The 14866-nt window shown below is 45.4% G+C and carries 16 protein-coding genes, 1 pseudogene and 1 other annotated feature; all 17 genes and pseudogenes read left to right on the top strand.

Annotated elements, in window-relative coordinates:
• Positions 1-359: pseudogene (tnpA, locus tag BM049_RS05100) on the top strand (IS200/IS605 family transposase); the annotation flags it as partial.
• A 524-nt stretch (positions 360-883) separates the two neighbouring features.
• On the top strand, positions 884-1153 hold the full coding sequence (locus tag BM049_RS05095; protein WP_091529182.1) for a hypothetical protein: 270 nt from the start codon (positions 884-886) through the stop codon (positions 1151-1153).
• Between the two features lie 85 nt (positions 1154-1238).
• Positions 1239-1607: a thioesterase family protein gene (locus BM049_RS05090; protein WP_091529181.1), complete on the top strand. Its 369-nt coding sequence runs from the start codon at positions 1239-1241 to the stop codon at positions 1605-1607.
• A gap of 202 nt (positions 1608-1809) precedes the next feature.
• Positions 1810-2256, top strand: a complete 447-nt coding sequence (locus BM049_RS05085; RefSeq protein ID WP_091529179.1) for a hypothetical protein — start codon at positions 1810-1812, stop codon at positions 2254-2256.
• Between the two features lie 168 nt (positions 2257-2424).
• Entirely contained in the window at positions 2425-3144 is a 720-nt protein-coding gene (locus BM049_RS05080; protein ID WP_177188600.1) for a CBS domain-containing protein, read from the top strand.
• A gap of 25 nt (positions 3145-3169) precedes the next feature.
• The gene (locus tag BM049_RS05075; RefSeq protein WP_091529176.1) at positions 3170-4081 is read left to right on the top strand and encodes an alpha/beta hydrolase; all 912 of its coding nucleotides are present in this window, start codon (positions 3170-3172) and stop codon (positions 4079-4081) included.
• Between the two features lie 416 nt (positions 4082-4497).
• Positions 4498-5538 carry a metallophosphoesterase family protein gene (locus BM049_RS05070; protein ID WP_218147203.1) on the top strand — a complete coding sequence of 347 codons (1041 nt, stop codon included), beginning with the start codon at positions 4498-4500 and terminating at the stop codon, positions 5536-5538.
• On the top strand, positions 5528-6109 hold the full coding sequence (locus BM049_RS05065) for a GNAT family N-acetyltransferase (RefSeq protein WP_177188599.1): 582 nt from the start codon (positions 5528-5530) through the stop codon (positions 6107-6109). Before BM049_RS05070 ends, BM049_RS05065 begins: the two co-directional genes overlap by 11 nt.
• A gap of 238 nt (positions 6110-6347) precedes the next feature.
• The gene (locus tag BM049_RS05060; protein WP_177188598.1) at positions 6348-7706 is read left to right on the top strand and encodes an APC family permease; all 1359 of its coding nucleotides are present in this window, start codon (positions 6348-6350) and stop codon (positions 7704-7706) included.
• A complete protein-coding gene (locus tag BM049_RS05055; protein ID WP_177188597.1) occupies positions 7703-8338 on the top strand; it encodes a copper homeostasis protein CutC in 636 nt (211 codons plus the stop codon). Before BM049_RS05060 ends, BM049_RS05055 begins: the two co-directional genes overlap by 4 nt.
• A 177-nt stretch (positions 8339-8515) precedes the next feature.
• Positions 8516-9703 carry an acetate/propionate family kinase gene (locus tag BM049_RS05050; protein ID WP_091529169.1) on the top strand — a complete coding sequence of 396 codons (1188 nt, stop codon included), beginning with the start codon at positions 8516-8518 and terminating at the stop codon, positions 9701-9703.
• A gap of 12 nt (positions 9704-9715) precedes the next feature.
• Entirely contained in the window at positions 9716-9847 is a 132-nt protein-coding gene (locus tag BM049_RS12085; RefSeq protein ID WP_281242188.1) for a hypothetical protein, read from the top strand.
• An 86-nt stretch (positions 9848-9933) separates the two neighbouring features.
• Positions 9934-10201, top strand: a binding site (T-box leader).
• Between the two features lie 66 nt (positions 10202-10267).
• The gene (locus BM049_RS05045) at positions 10268-11302 is read left to right on the top strand and encodes a methionine ABC transporter ATP-binding protein (protein ID WP_091529168.1); all 1035 of its coding nucleotides are present in this window, start codon (positions 10268-10270) and stop codon (positions 11300-11302) included.
• The gene (locus BM049_RS05040; protein WP_091529166.1) at positions 11292-11996 is read left to right on the top strand and encodes a methionine ABC transporter permease; all 705 of its coding nucleotides are present in this window, start codon (positions 11292-11294) and stop codon (positions 11994-11996) included. Before BM049_RS05045 ends, BM049_RS05040 begins: the two co-directional genes overlap by 11 nt.
• Before the next feature lie 46 nt (positions 11997-12042).
• A complete protein-coding gene (locus tag BM049_RS05035; protein WP_177188596.1) occupies positions 12043-12864 on the top strand; it encodes a MetQ/NlpA family ABC transporter substrate-binding protein in 822 nt (273 codons plus the stop codon).
• 364 nt (positions 12865-13228) lie between these two features.
• A complete protein-coding gene (locus tag BM049_RS05030) occupies positions 13229-13954 on the top strand; it encodes an SDR family oxidoreductase (RefSeq protein WP_091529163.1) in 726 nt (241 codons plus the stop codon).
• Positions 13954-14850 carry an intracellular short-chain-length polyhydroxyalkanoate depolymerase gene (gene phaZ, locus BM049_RS05025; protein ID WP_091529161.1) on the top strand — a complete coding sequence of 299 codons (897 nt, stop codon included), beginning with the start codon at positions 13954-13956 and terminating at the stop codon, positions 14848-14850. The genes BM049_RS05030 and phaZ overlap by 1 nt, the downstream gene beginning before the upstream one ends.
• Positions 14851-14866: the final 16 nt, after the last annotated feature.

The following is a 14866-nucleotide window of genomic DNA, read 5'->3' as shown; positions in this document are numbered from 1 at the left end:
GAAAATAGTGAGAGAATTATGCGAACGAAAGGATGTGGAGATTCATGAAGCCAATGCCTGTAAAGATCATATTCATATGTTAGTAAGTATCCCTCCAAAGCTTAGCGTGTCGCAATTTATGGGCTATTTAAAAGGAAAGAGCAGCTTAATGATTTTTGATCGGCATGCCAACCTGAAATATAGATATGGCAATAGAAAGTTTTGGTGTCGCGGCTATTTCGTTGATACAGTCGGAAGAAATAAAAAACAAATAACAAGAATACATTAGAAATCAGCTGAGAGAAGACTACATGAGCGATCAGCTAACCTTGTTTGAAGAATATGATCCCTTTACAGGGAAGAAAAACAAAAAGAAATAGACGATTCTTTTAGAATCAGTGAGTAAATGTGGTGCAAAAGGGAAACCGATTCAGTGGGCCTTTTAGGCCGAGGCCGGCATACGAGGCTTTCAGCCGCAGAGCAAACCACCAGTTCACACTGGTGGTTTTGATTGACTTTTAAGCTGAAATTCAGAGTTAAACATAAAGACATAAGAGCCTGCGTGCCCTTCAGGAGAGAAAGCCGTGGGTGAAGGTCATGCGCCAAGAGTCAGGGTGCCTTAGCAAAAAAGCAACAGCACAGAAGGGCATAAACCTAAGATGTTGCTTCTTATGTTGAATAGTCTTTTCTGAAAAGCAATTCAAGACAGAACGATACTTTTTCAATGAGTCAAAGATCTTTTGTAATGAAAGCAAGCGCCCGGCGCTTGCTTTCCCCTTTGAGAAACTTTAGTAGATGAGTCTACTCAAACGCTCAAAATATTTATGATATACTTGAGCAAAGGGAACGATCATTTCAATATAATCACAATGATTACATAAACTAAAAGCAGAAGGAGAAAAACATGAAAGACAGGACAACGAAATGGTTAGTCGCTGGAGCAGTAGTGAGTGCTGTAGTCATGATCATAGGTTACTTTTTGTGGACGAATCTTGCGCCGCTACAGGACATAAACAGCTATTCTCCACAGGAACTGAGAAACGTTCAAAAAGAACAGGCGATAAATTACCCTCTGGGCAGCCTGCTGATGAACCTTGGATTTGTCGGCTTTTCGTCATCACTTCTAGCACTGGTCGTCAGGCAGCTGTTGGCTTTCCTTAAGAAAAAAGAGTAGGGTATACTATTTTGCAAAGTGACCGTCATTCGTTATTATTAGAGTATACACTCAGATCGATGAAATCAAAGTGGAGGGATGGCAAATGTTCAATGCATTTGAAAAAGTTTTTACAGTGAAAGAATCAGATACAGCTGAAGCAGTAGGGTCAGGTGGCTTGCCTGTATTATCTACACCGCACTTGATCGCTTATATGGAGAACACGGCCATGACATTAATGTCAGAAGAACTGAACGAGAAGGATACATCAGTGGGGATGGAAATCAGTGTCCAGCACCTCGCTCCAACAGCTTTAAATAAGGTCGTTTCTGTTAAGGCACAGCAGACCGATAAAAGCGGAAAAGTCTTTACCTATGAGATAGAAGCGTATGTGGATGAAGAACTGATCGGCAAAGCGACCCACAAACGAGCGATCGTAGATAAAGATGATTTCATGAAAAAAGTCAGACCGTAATTTGACTCAAACACTAGAGACCATCGTCTTTAGTGTTTTTTTATCGAAAATAAAACAGGAAGCGGTCGTCATCCTGACGAGGCACTTGGTCATGACTGTTCGTTACAAGTATCTAACAAATGTTATTTATTGAAGTCTTTCATTTGAAAACGCTTCTAAATGCTATACACTGAGGGTAAGCTAAAATAAAGGAGTGTAGTGAATGGAACAAACCGTGTACACTAATTATTGGCAGAACCGACTGACTGGCGTGAAGAAAGAACATGGCAGTTATAAAAGTGAAGAAGAAGCAGTGAATGGGATCAAAGCCTGGTGGGAACTTCATAAAGAAGACTATCCACATGCTGAATACAAACGAACCAACTCAGGTGCTCTGGAAATCATATATAACGATGATGATCATTTTTACCGCATAGAAAAAAGAAAAACAGACAAAGCCTTACCGAAATCAAAAACCAAATTGAGAAACAAGAATGAAGTCGCATCCATCAGACAGAAACATGGTCTGCATGATGAAGCTTTCTTATTTGAAGAACTGGCTGAACCTTATCGCGACAGACTGATGATGGCAATGAACGACAGTGGGAAATTGATGCAGTACACCTTCGATTCAGAGGGCCGTCCGATAAAAAAACTGACCGATCATTAATTGACGGTAGAGCTCCAGGACAATTGCGTTCCCTGGAGCTCTTTTCTTATGTTCGATCTCAATTTTTACGGATCATCTTTTATAAATGCTATAATGAAGATACCGGGGCGAACTGATTTGACAGGCATTAATTTCAAAAAAATCTATCTATAGATAAGGGTGATGATAATGGGAAGCAACTACCAGCGCTTTATGCATGCGTTCAACGAATTACATAATGTGATCGCCAAGAAAGTGAACCGGGATCCGGACACGAACTTCGGCGAACTGATGGGGGCAGCTGCAAAAAAACGTGACAAAGTCATCGAGAAGTATGTGGATGAGATAGACTTCTACCGTGAACTGAGAAACCTTCTTACTCACAACACTATAAACGGAAATGAGGCTGCAGCAGAACCCAGCGAGTCTCTTATAAAAGAAATCGAGAGCGTCACGGATAAAATCAGATACAGCAAGCAGGCTAAAGATTTGTTCCTGAAACGTGTCCGGACATTCGACGTCAACGATCCTCTGGGGAAAGTGCTGGACGTCATCAATCATGTCCGTTACACCCAGTTCCCGGTGTTTGACGGGGACAAGCTGATTGGGATCCTGTCATCTATCGGCGTTACGAAGTATCTGGCGAAAGCGATGGATAAAGATATCAGCGCAATCAAAAAAGCGACAGTCAGACAGATTCTGGAAGTGGAGGATGAACAGGATTTTTATGAAGTGGTCCCCGCAGATACATCGGTCTTTGATATCGAGGAGATATTTTCAGAACGCATCAGAGAAGGACGGACAGCTTATGTTCTGCTGATTGCCAAAAAAGACGAAATCCAAAAGAAAAGTGACTTGATAGGTATCATCACGCCATGGGATCTGCCGAAAGTCGTGGCTAACAAATAAACGCTTGTTTAGGAGGTGAAGACGGATGTCACTAGCATCCCTGAGTTTTAGGATAGCTGCTACCATCCACGACAAAAAACGGGACTGGGGACTGAAAGTCGATCCCACGATTCGTGCCCATTCTGATATTCAGTACGGAAAATCAAAAAAATATAACAGTCTGGATATCTACTACCCGAAAGGGACGCATGAAAAGTTACCGGTGATCGTCAATTTTCATGGAGGTGGCTATGTACATGGATTAAAGAAGAATTATATACACTACGGTATGTTTCTCGCTAAACAGGGATTCGTTTTTGTTAATCCCAGCTACCATCTGGCGCCAAAGAAAAAGTATCCGACGCCGCTTGAAGACTTGAATCAGGTTATGCACTGGATAGCGGAAAATGCGGACACCTATTATATGGACGTGTCTAACCTGTTTATTGTCGGGGATTCTGCCGGCGCTCAGCTCGCCTTTCAATACAGCACGATGTATACCAATCCGGAGTACAGTAAACTGTTCGATTTTGAACTGCCCCGGACGCCAGTTATCCAGGGGATCGCTTTGAACTGCGGGATGTATGAGATTTTTAAAAAAATGGCCGCTTTGATCAAAGGGGAAAAGGTTGATGCCGATTTGGAACTGATCGTTCTGCTGAAGGATTATCTAGGGATAGACTGGAAGCAGTATGAGGAGCATTTCGCAGTGAAAGACTTTGTAACAGAACGATTTCCTCCCACCTATCTCATGACCGCCGAATATGATCTGCTGAGAGAAGAAGCACTGCCGATGTATGAAGCTCTGACAAAACGGGGTGTAAAGGTCACCTACAAGAAATTCGGCGAACAGGGGGAAGAAGAGTACACACACATTTTTCATTGTGATATGAATCTAGAAGAAGCCAAGGAAGCCAACAGAGAAGAAACCCGCTTTTTTAAGTCACTGTTAAACTGATGAGAGAGCTGCTCTGCCAGGAAGCTGGCGGGACGGCTCTCCTTGCTTAGTTATTCCCCTTCAGCTTTCTTTTCAAAGCTCGCATCCCGTTACCGAAATCCGTGACTTCGACCCGCTCAAGATCAAATACCTTCTCATACCGTTCCAGCGTTTCACGACTGTCGGGAAAAACAAGATCAATTTCAATACCTTTTTCTCCCTTGAAGATCGGATGGGGATATATTCGTGTTACCTTTTAACACGAATATGCACTTGAATAGGGGGGGACGAAGAATAAAAGTGAGCATCGATTCGTGTCTATCACTCTATCAGCACGAATTTCCTTCAAAATAAGCGGGCTGATGCATACTTTTTTATTCGTGACAGAAAATAACGTATACTTAAGGTATGAATAACGCTGCGAAGGAGGATTCACCATGTTCACTGATCAACGCTTGACAGAAGCATATGAAAAAGCTAAAAAGGTTTATTTTGATGATCAGTCCCGCATCGTATTCATGAGTGATGCGCATCGAGGGGACGGGAGTCTGTCCGATGAATTTTTAAAAAGCCGTAATATATTTGTGCATGCTTTGAATGAATATTATGAAAATGGCTACACTTTCGTTGAAGTGGGTGACGGAGAAGAGTTTCTGGAGTACTCTAATTTTGAACATATAAAAAATGCCCACACGGATGTTTATGCATTGATCAAAAAGTTTTTCGACGAGGACCGTTACATACGGATCTTTGGCAACCATGATATCTATCTTCAGAACCCGAGGTTCGTCGAAAAGAATTTCGGTATCAACTATGATGAATTTACAGAAGAGTTCTTTGATTTCATGAAAGGCCTGGATCCTCAAGAGGCCATCATCCTAAAACACCGCTATACCAGTCAGGAGCTCTTTGTCATCCATGGGCATCAGGGAGACGCCCCAAATGACCAGTTCTGGTTCTTCACCATGCTGTCGATCAAATTCTTCTGGCGCTTCTTCCACAGGTTCGGGATCAAAAATCCGGCGAGTCCATCAAAAAATATCAACAGGCGGCATAAAATCGAGAAAAACTACAGCAAGTGGATCGTTGAGCATCAGCGCCCCCTGATCTGCGGACATACACATCGATTCAAATTTCCTAAAGACAAAAGTGTGCCCTATTTTAATACGGGCTGCGGGATCTACCCGGCCAGTATCACAGCCATCGAACTGACCGAAGGCTGTATTCGTCTCGTCCGCTGGAAAACATATGTCAACGATACAGGATTACTGTACATCAAGCGGGAAACGATGCGGGGACCGGAACCGATCGAAGCATTTGACACACGCAAGCCGCAGGGGGTAGTAGAATACCTGACTATGCGCAAGAAACAGCGTATGAAGAAATCACGGGAAGAGCGGGCGGCGTTCAGAGAAGAACAAATGGATGAACATGAGACCCATGAGAAATCTGAGAAGGAAGAACTCGATGATCAGTAAAAAAATGACCGACAGTGATGTGCCTGAAGTTGCAGAACTGCTGGGCAATGCCTTTGCGGACAAATTCACTGAAAAGACAACTCTGCCAAAACGGACAGCGAAAATTCTGATGAAGCTGCTGTGGCTGGAAGAAGCAGGCGTCTTTGGCATGCAGCCCTATATTCTGGAAGACAAGGGGGAGATAGTGGCTGCTTTTGGGATCACAGGGATGCAAAAGAGGACACTCACGCTGTCTTTTACCGCCAAAGTTATGGCAGCTGTTCATCGGTTGGGGGTCAGACCGTTCATTGCTTTTGCCCGGAAAGGACTTGAGACGAGCCGGACACCTGATAAAGATGAACTCTACATCGATTTTATTGCAGTAAAAGAATCCAGACGGAACGAAACCATCGGCCATCGCGTAATGGAAGAAATCGAAGCACTGAATGTTTTAAATCCGCGCATCAGCAAGTCGAGCCTCTATGTGCTCAAAAATAACGAACCTGCCATACATCTGTATAAAAAATTCGGCTTCACTGCTGTGGATAAGTATGAACGGTCAGATTACTTATTTATGATGAAAAAACAGTAGCTGTGCTTAGCGTGAGGCAAACACAAGAACAGGACCTGGGATGTGAATTAAATACCCATAACGGCTGATGCGCCCTTGAAACTGTTGATTTCATGCAGTCTTCAAGGGCGCATTTTTTTTCGTGCTTTATATATTCTGTCACAGAGGAGAATTACGCTTTTTATTCCCCTCTTTTTTTGCTATAGTGGGTTGATGAAACAAAAACAAATAATTAATTTGAATGAAGGAGGGAATCCAGATGAAAGAAAGAGAACATTATGGATTAAGTACAGCGGTATCGATGATCGTCGGGATCAGTATCGGATCCGGCATATTTTTTAAATCGGATGATATATTACAGGCCACAGGTGGGAGTGTCTGGCTGGGCGTGCTGGTTTTCGCGATCGGCGCTTTTTGTGTTATTTTCGGAAGTATCACCTTGTCTCAGCTGGCGAGCCGTTCGACAAAAAAAGGCGGGGTCATTTCCTATTATGAAGAATTTGTTTCGCCCCGTTTTGCCAGCGCCTTCGGATGGTTTCAGATGTTCGTCTATTTCCCGACCATAACAGCGGTCGTCAGCTGGGTATCAGGGATCTATACGATATCTTTACTGGACCTGACTATGACACTTGAACGCCAGACACTGCTCGGATTCGGGTACTTAAGCTTTTTCTTTTTGATGAACTACCTGTCCTACAAACTGGGCGGACGCTTCCAGAACGTTACGACGATAGTCAAAATGATCCCTCTGATCGGTGTGGCGCTGATCGGCTTGTTCTGGACACAGGAAGCACCGGCGCTGCCGCAGGATATCGTGGCGGTCGAATCGAGTGTCGTCGGCTGGGGCTTTTTAGCCGCACTCGCTCCTATTGCCTTTTCTTTTGACGGCTGGATCGTTTCGACGTCGATTACACAGGAAGTCAAGAACCACCGTAAAACGATGCCGATTGCCCTGACGATCGGTCCGCTGATCGTGTTAAGTGTCTATCTAGCCTTTTTCCTTGGCATGATCGCGATTGTCGGAACAGAATATATTCTGTCTGCCGGTGATCAGGCCATCAGTCAGGTCGGTAACTCGATCTTCGGTGCAAGCGGAGAAAAGATTCTGCTGGCTTTTGTACTGATCGCCATTTTAGGTGTGGTGAACGGTGTGTCGCTGGGTTATATTCGTTTGCCTCAGACACTGGCATCCAAGAGTATGGTACCGTTCAGTGATAAGATCACACAGATCAGTGATAAAAAAGGTCTGTCTCCCTATGCGGCGTTGACAGCGTATCTGATCACTGTCTTCTGGCTGGCTGTCCATTATCTGACCCAGAGATTCGATGTCCTGGCTGGGGGCGACATCAGTGAGATAGCCATCGTCTTCAGTTACGTGGCTTATATCCTGCTGTACGTGAAAGTCATGGGACTAAAAAAATCGGGTCTCATCACGAGTCCGTTTCTTGGCACCATAGCGCCAGTATTAGGTGTGACGGGATCCCTGATCATTTTGCTCGGCGGTATCGTAGCCAACCCGGTCTACAGTCCATTATTCCTGCTGTTCTCAGGAAGTATCTGCGTGCTTGGTTATCTTTACGGCGTAAGAGGGAACAGCAGCGAGGAAGTGGATCTGTGATCAGAAAAGAGTTTTGTGCAGAGAATTTCACCCGGGTCCCTGAAGCGGTCGAACGGGGTGCCGACCGCATCGAACTCTGTGACCGACTGGATCTCGGAGGGACGACGCCTTCAAAAGAAGTGATCAGAGAGACAGTAGCCTATGCCAAACAGCACGGGGTCGAAGTGATCGTCATGATCAGGCCGCGCGGCGGCTCATTTGTCTACAGTGAAGCAGAAAAAGCACAGATGCTGAAAGAAGCAGAACAGGCCGTGAATCTGAGCGTAGATGGGATCGTGTCCGGTGCTTTGACGAAGGATAACGAGGTCGACTGGCCATTCCTTGATGATTTGCTGAAGCGGACAGGAGACAGGCAGATGGTCTTTCATATGGCTTTTGACGGGCTGCCACGAGAAAGGCAGCTGGAAACCCTTGACGGACTGATCGAACGCGGCGTTACGCGTCTGCTCACCAGAGGCGGGCCCCACGGGTCTGCACTGGAGAACAGTCACTGGATCAATGAACTCAGCGAAAAAGCTGGAAGGGGCCTGGAGATCCTAGCCGGCGGAGGCATCACCGCTGACAACTTGAATCAGGCTATCGAAAAGATCCGTACCAGCCAGTTTCACGGTACTAAAATAGTTTTCGACTAAAAAGTGAAGAGCTATCTAAAAAAGAATGAACCGTGTGAATGCACGCGGCTCATTCTTTTTTTAGCGGTCAAAGTCAAACTAATAGAAGGTATAACGAAGTCTTTGTGGTAAGTTTATATCCTTATGCTACACTGAATGTATGCGCTTTACTAATCTCGAATAAAAGGATGATGAAATGTGTCTAAAACAATGTCAATCAATGCGGGAAGTTCAAGTCTGAAGTGGAAACTTTACGACATGCCGCAAGAAACCGTGCTGGCATCCGGTATCGTTGAAAGAATCGGCCTGGCTGACTCTATCTTTACGATCGATTATTATAATGGAAAAAGGTATGAGGTGACCCTTGCCATCGCCGAACATGAAACCGCTGTCAGGCTGCTGCTGGAACAGCTGATCCAGCTTTCGATCATCAGTGAGTTTTCGGAAATAACCGGAGTCGGTCATCGTGTCGCTGCCGGGGGGGAATCGTTTTCGGATTCGGTGGTCATTACACCGGCTGTCCTTGAAGAGATTCAGAGACTGGCTGAACTTGCACCCCTGCATAACCCGGCCAACGCGATGGGGATCCGGGCCTTCAAGAACATACTGCCTGAAATCACCAGTGTGGCGGTCTTTGATACCTCATTCCATCAGACAATGGATAAGACACGCTATCTGTACAGCATTCCGATGGAGTATTACAAAGAGCACAATGTCAGAAAATACGGTTATCATGGTACCAGTCACAAATATGTGTCAGAAAGGGCTGCTGTGCTGCTGAAGAAACCGCTTGAGAAACTCAAGCTGATTTCCTGCCATTTGGGCAACGGCGCTTCTGTCTGTGCAATCGAAGGCGGCAAGTCGGTCGATACCTCAATGGGGTTCACTCCGCTTGCCGGCCTGACGATGGGGACCCGCTCAGGAGATATCGATGTCTCCATACTTCCTTACCTGATGGAAAAAGAATCGATTTCAGATATAAATGAAATGATCTGGATACTGAACAATCAGTCAGGTCTCAAAGGCATTTCCAGTGTTTCCAGTGACATGCGGGACTTGCATGCGCTGGAGGATTCTGATGAACAGGCAGCTCTCGCACTGCGGATTTTTGAAGACCGCGTAAAAAAATATATCGGTGCCTACGCTGCCTTGATGGATGGTGTGGATGCCATTATTTTTACAGCAGGTATAGGAGAGAACGATATACAGACAAGAAAGAATATCGTCGATGGTCTGTCATATTTGAATGCAGAGTTGAGCGACGAACGAAATGACTGCCGAGGGGTGGAACGCGTGATATCCTCGAATCAGTCAGCTGTTCAAATCCTGCTGATCCCGACCGATGAAGAAGTGATGATCGCCAGGGATGTCGAGCGTCTGAGGTGAAAGGAAAGCGAGTTGGAACTGGCGGATTCAGCTAGAGGTTTCTGCCGCTGTGGCGGAGGCCTGACGCACGAGAACCTGGAACAGGCAAGAGTAGAGATCCCGGCGGCTCAATTTTACAGAACGAAGATCGTTCCATTGCCTTGATCATAACTTTAAAAAAAGTGTTGACAGAGTGCTGCCGGGTCTGTTAGACTTCTAATCATTAAAGAACACCGAAATTAATGAGAAAAAAATGAGCGTTGACAAGATAAGTACAGATCAGAGCGTCATCTCAGAGAGCTTCCGTTTGGTGAAAGGGAGTATGATGATCGGTTTGGAAAATGGTCTTTGAGCAGAGATGGTAAGTGGATTCCATGAGCTATTTCCGGTCGCACCCGGTACAGTGCCACAGTATGCAAAAGGTGTAAGTCCTTTTAAGTACTGGGAGAGGTTGTTTTAGTGATAAAACAACGAATGAAGGTGGAACCGCGCTAACTAAACCAATTAGTCGCCCTTTTTGAGTCACAGGACTCGAAAAGGGCGTTTTTTTATATCTTAAAACAGTACGTCGAAGGAGTGAGAAGCATGATCACATTAAAGGGCATCAAAAAAACATATGAAAATAAAGCGGGTCGCTTTGAAGCGCTCAAAGAAGTGAACCTGGCGATCCAAAAAGGAGAGATCTTCGGATTTGTCGGTTATTCCGGGGCCGGTAAAAGTACACTTCTCCGGCTGATCAATGGACTGGAGCATCCCACTGAAGGAACGGTCGAACTGGATGACAAAGTGCTGTCTGAACTTGATAAGAAAGCTATACGGAAAGAACGCCAGTCGATCGGCATGATATTCCAGCATTTTAATCTTCTCTGGAGCCGGACAGTTCTGGAAAATGTGATGTTCCCACTGGAAATCGCCAAGGTCAGTAAAACAGAACGTAACAGAAAAGCCAATGAGCTGATCCAGCTTGTGGGTCTGGCTGGAAAAGAAAACTCTTATCCCGCTCAGCTCAGCGGGGGAGAAAAACAGCGGGTCGGCATTGCCCGGGCGCTGGCTAATGATCCGAAAGTCCTCCTCAGTGACGAAGCGACCAGTGCTCTGGATCCTCAAACGACAGACGAGGTCCTGGACCTGCTTGAAAGAATCAACAGAGAACTGGATGTCACGATCATTTTGATCACCCATGAAATGGAAGTGGTCAGGAAAATCTGTCACCGCGTCGCTGTCATGGATTCAGGGGTCATCGTTGAAGCAGGCTCGGTCCTGGATGTATTCAGGCATCCTGAACACCCCGTGACCCGGCGCTTTGTCAAGCAGGACCGGGAAATGGATACGAAAGAAACAAAGGAAGCCCTGAAAGAACTCCAAACTCTGTATCCCGATGGCGATATTGTTCAGCTCCTCTTTCAAGGCGGCAGCGTAAATGTCCCGATCATCACTCAGGTCAGCCGCGAAACCGGTGTAGATATCAATATCATTCAAGGCAGCATGCAGTCGACATACGAAGTACCGATGGGAACACTGGTCATCCAGCTTCTGGGAAGCAGAGAAAAACGGCAGAGAGCACTGGAGTTATTTAAAACGTATCCGATAGAAGTGGAGGTCTTGGGTCATGACGAATAATTTACCTGTCACAGGAAGTGTCTTTGCAGACTACTTTGACTTTGCATCCATCTCATGGGACCGGGTATGGGAAGCAACGTTAGAGACGCTCTATATGACCAGCCTTTCCGTCGTTGCCGTCTTTTTTCTGGGTATTCTACTGGGACTGCTTTTATATGAAACACGTAACAGTGAATCCGCATGGGCGACCGCTTTATATAAAATCGTTGCCTTTCTGGTCAACGTGTTCCGCTCGATACCTTTTATCATCCTGATCGTCCTGCTGATTCCTTTTACAAAGACGATCCTGGACAGCATAACGGGACCAAGTGCCGGTCTGCCCGCACTTATTCTCTCTGCAGCACCCTTCTATGCGCGTCTCGTCGAATCTGGACTGAGAGAAGTGGATAAAGGCGTGATCGAAGCAGCGGAAGCCATGGGGGCGAACAAATGGGAAGTTATTAAAAAAGTCTATATACCTGAAAGCCTGCCGAATATCGTGGCAGGGATCACAGTCACAGCGATTTCACTCGTCGGTTATACAGCCATGGCCGGGGTGATCGGTGCAGGTGGTCTGGGGAACCTCGCTTATCTGGAAGGTTTCCAGCGCAGTCGACCGAACGTGACACTCGTTTCAACGGTCATCATCCTGCTCATCGTATTCGTGATTCAGTTCATTGGAGATACCTGGGTAAGCAAGATCGATAAACGGTAATAAATGATTAAAAAAATCAAAAAAATGAATTAAGGGGAGAATGAAAATGAAAAAAATTAAAGGATTGTTCATTTTAGGTAGTACGTTACTGCTTGCAGCATGTGGAAACGGTGAAGAGGAAAGTGCTGAAGAATCAAAGACACTGACGGTCGGGGCAACCAATGTCCCGCACGCAGAGATCCTGGAGTTTATTGCGCCTCAACTGGAAGAAGAAGGGATCGACCTGGAAATCGAGACGTATAATGATTACGTGATCCCAAACCTGGCACTCTCTGATGGGGATCTGGATGCCAACTACTTCCAGCACGTGCCATATTTTGAAGCTCAAGTGGAAGAAAACGACTATGACTTTGTCAATGCCGGGGGCATCCATCTTGAACCGCTGGGGGCTTATTCCAACCGCCACGACGATTTAAGTGAACTGCCGGAAGGTGCAACGATCCTGACAAGCAACAGTGTATCTGACCATGGACGTGTGCTGGGTATCCTTCAAGATGCAGGACTCATCGAAGTGGATGAGTCAGTCGATTTAGTGGATGCCACATTTGATGATGTCACAGAAAACGACTTGAACCTGGAGTTCGAATATGAGTACGATGCAGCTCTCCTTCCAACATTATATGCGGAAGATGAAGGGGACTTGTTCTTCATCAACTCGAACTTTGCAGTGGATCACGACATCAGTCCGATCGACGATTCGATCGCTCTCGAAAACACATCATCACCTTATGCAAATATTGTTGCAGTCCGTTCAGAAGACGAAAGCGACGAGCGTATCGCGAAACTGGTCGAAATCCTGCGTTCAGAAGAAACACAAGACTTCATCCTGGAGACTTGGGACGGGGCAGTTGTCCCTGTTAATGAGTAATTTTTTTCACAAACTATCATATTTAATCAGTTTTAATGATCAGAAATACTGTTATTAGTATGTCTTGTGATTTTTCTGATAGTTACACTATTCACTATTAGAAATCGATTATAATTAATAAAAAATATATAAAATCAGCGATGTGATTTACTGTAAAAAAGCAGAGGGAAGCCTTTATAAAGGCTTCCCTCTGCTTTTTTATATCGTATAGAAGATTAGAATTCAATAAAAGTTGTAAGCGTTATCATAAAATGGTTGACAACGCTTACATAAAAATATAAAGTTGCTTTACAGACGTGAATGACCATTCACCTGAATACTCATTCATGGTATAGTCAAAAAAATTCACAAGGGAGAGAGTCAAATGGCAGGTTTATTAAGCGATAAGGTAGCGGTGGTTACAGGAGGAGCACGAGGCCTCGGAAAGGCGATGTGTGAAGCTTTTTCATATGAAGGCGCACGCGTGATCGCTCTGGATATGGGAGAAATGACTTATGAAAAAGAAAATGTCGAGTACATGGAACTGAACGTGACAGACAGCGAAGCGTGTCGAAGAGTCTATGAGGCGATCCTTGAAAAATACGGAAAAATCGATGTCCTCGTCAACAATGCAGGGATCACAAAAGACGCCTTGACCCGTAAAATGACGGAAGACCAGTGGCAGGCCGTGATCGATGTAAACTTGAACGGGGTCTTTAATCTGACCAGACACATTGGACCGCATATGGCAGCGCAGGGAAGCGGCTCGATCATCAATATATCTTCTGTCGTCGGTACATACGGCAATATCGGGCAGGCAAACTATGCCGCCACCAAAGGCGCTGTGGTCTCTTTAGGGAAAACATGGGCCAAAGAATTTGCGATGAAAGGAGCAGATGTCCGAGTGAATACGATCGCTCCAGGGTATACAATGACTGACATATTAAAAACAGTTCCCGACGATCTGCTTGAAAAATTTGCAAAGATGACCATGCTCAACCGTCTGGGCCAGCCTGAAGAGATCGCCAGTGTCGCCCTGTTTTTAGCCAGTGACATGTCTTCATATGTGACTGGACAGCTGATCAGTGTGGATGGAGGGATGAGACTCTGATGAAAGAATATGAAGTGAAAAAAATAGAAGTGAAAACTGGAGAAACACTTGCCTATCGGGAATCGAAAACAGAAGGCCAAACAATATTGCTCCTTCACGGTAACATGAGTTCGTCCGTCCATTTCCAGCCACTGATGGAGCAGCTGGAAAAAGACTTCAACGTTTACGCCCTTGATCTGGTCGGCTTCGGAGACAGCACGTATAATCGGCAGCTGGAATCACTGGAAGACTTCAGTCGGGACGTGCAGGCATTTATCAAGCAGCTGGATCTGAAAGAGATCCACATACTGGGATGGTCTACGGGCGGCGGGGTCGCTCTGGAGGTTGCAGCAGCGCTTCCTGACAGGATAAAACAAGTATTTCTGCTGAATTCAGTCGGTTTGCAGGGCTATAAGATGTACAAAAAGGGACCGGATTACAAACCGGTACTGACTGAACGCATTTATACGAGAGAAGAGATCGAAAAGGACCCGGTCCAGGTTTTGCCTGTCCTGCAGGCTTACAGTAGCGGGAATAAAGACATGCTGAAACAGACCTGGGAAGCAGCGATCTATAATCTGAAGAAGCCAGATCAAGAAGACTATGAAATGTTTATCGACGCCGTATTGAAACAGAGAAATCTGGTGGATGTGGATGTTGCCCTTACCCAATTCAATATGACACATGAAAACAATGGTGTGGTGGAAGGGTCTGGCCGTATGGATGATGTCAAGGCTCCTGTGGTCATTATCCATGGTGAGAAAGATTTGGTCGTTCCGGTCCAAGAAGCCCATGAAACCAAAAGGTTCTTCAAAGATCAGGCTGAACTGGTCATAATCGAAGGAGCAGGTCATTCTATCGTCACCGATGATCTGCATAGGCTTACAGAAATAATAGCCACACACATAACAGAATGATACAGGAGGATTTGAA

The sequence above is a fragment of the Alkalibacterium subtropicum genome, assembly GCF_900112455.1.
Classification (GTDB): domain Bacteria; phylum Bacillota; class Bacilli; order Lactobacillales; family Carnobacteriaceae_A; genus Alkalibacterium; species Alkalibacterium subtropicum.
Note: the sequence above shows the minus strand (reverse complement) of the source record. Positions and strands in the feature narration are given on the sequence as shown.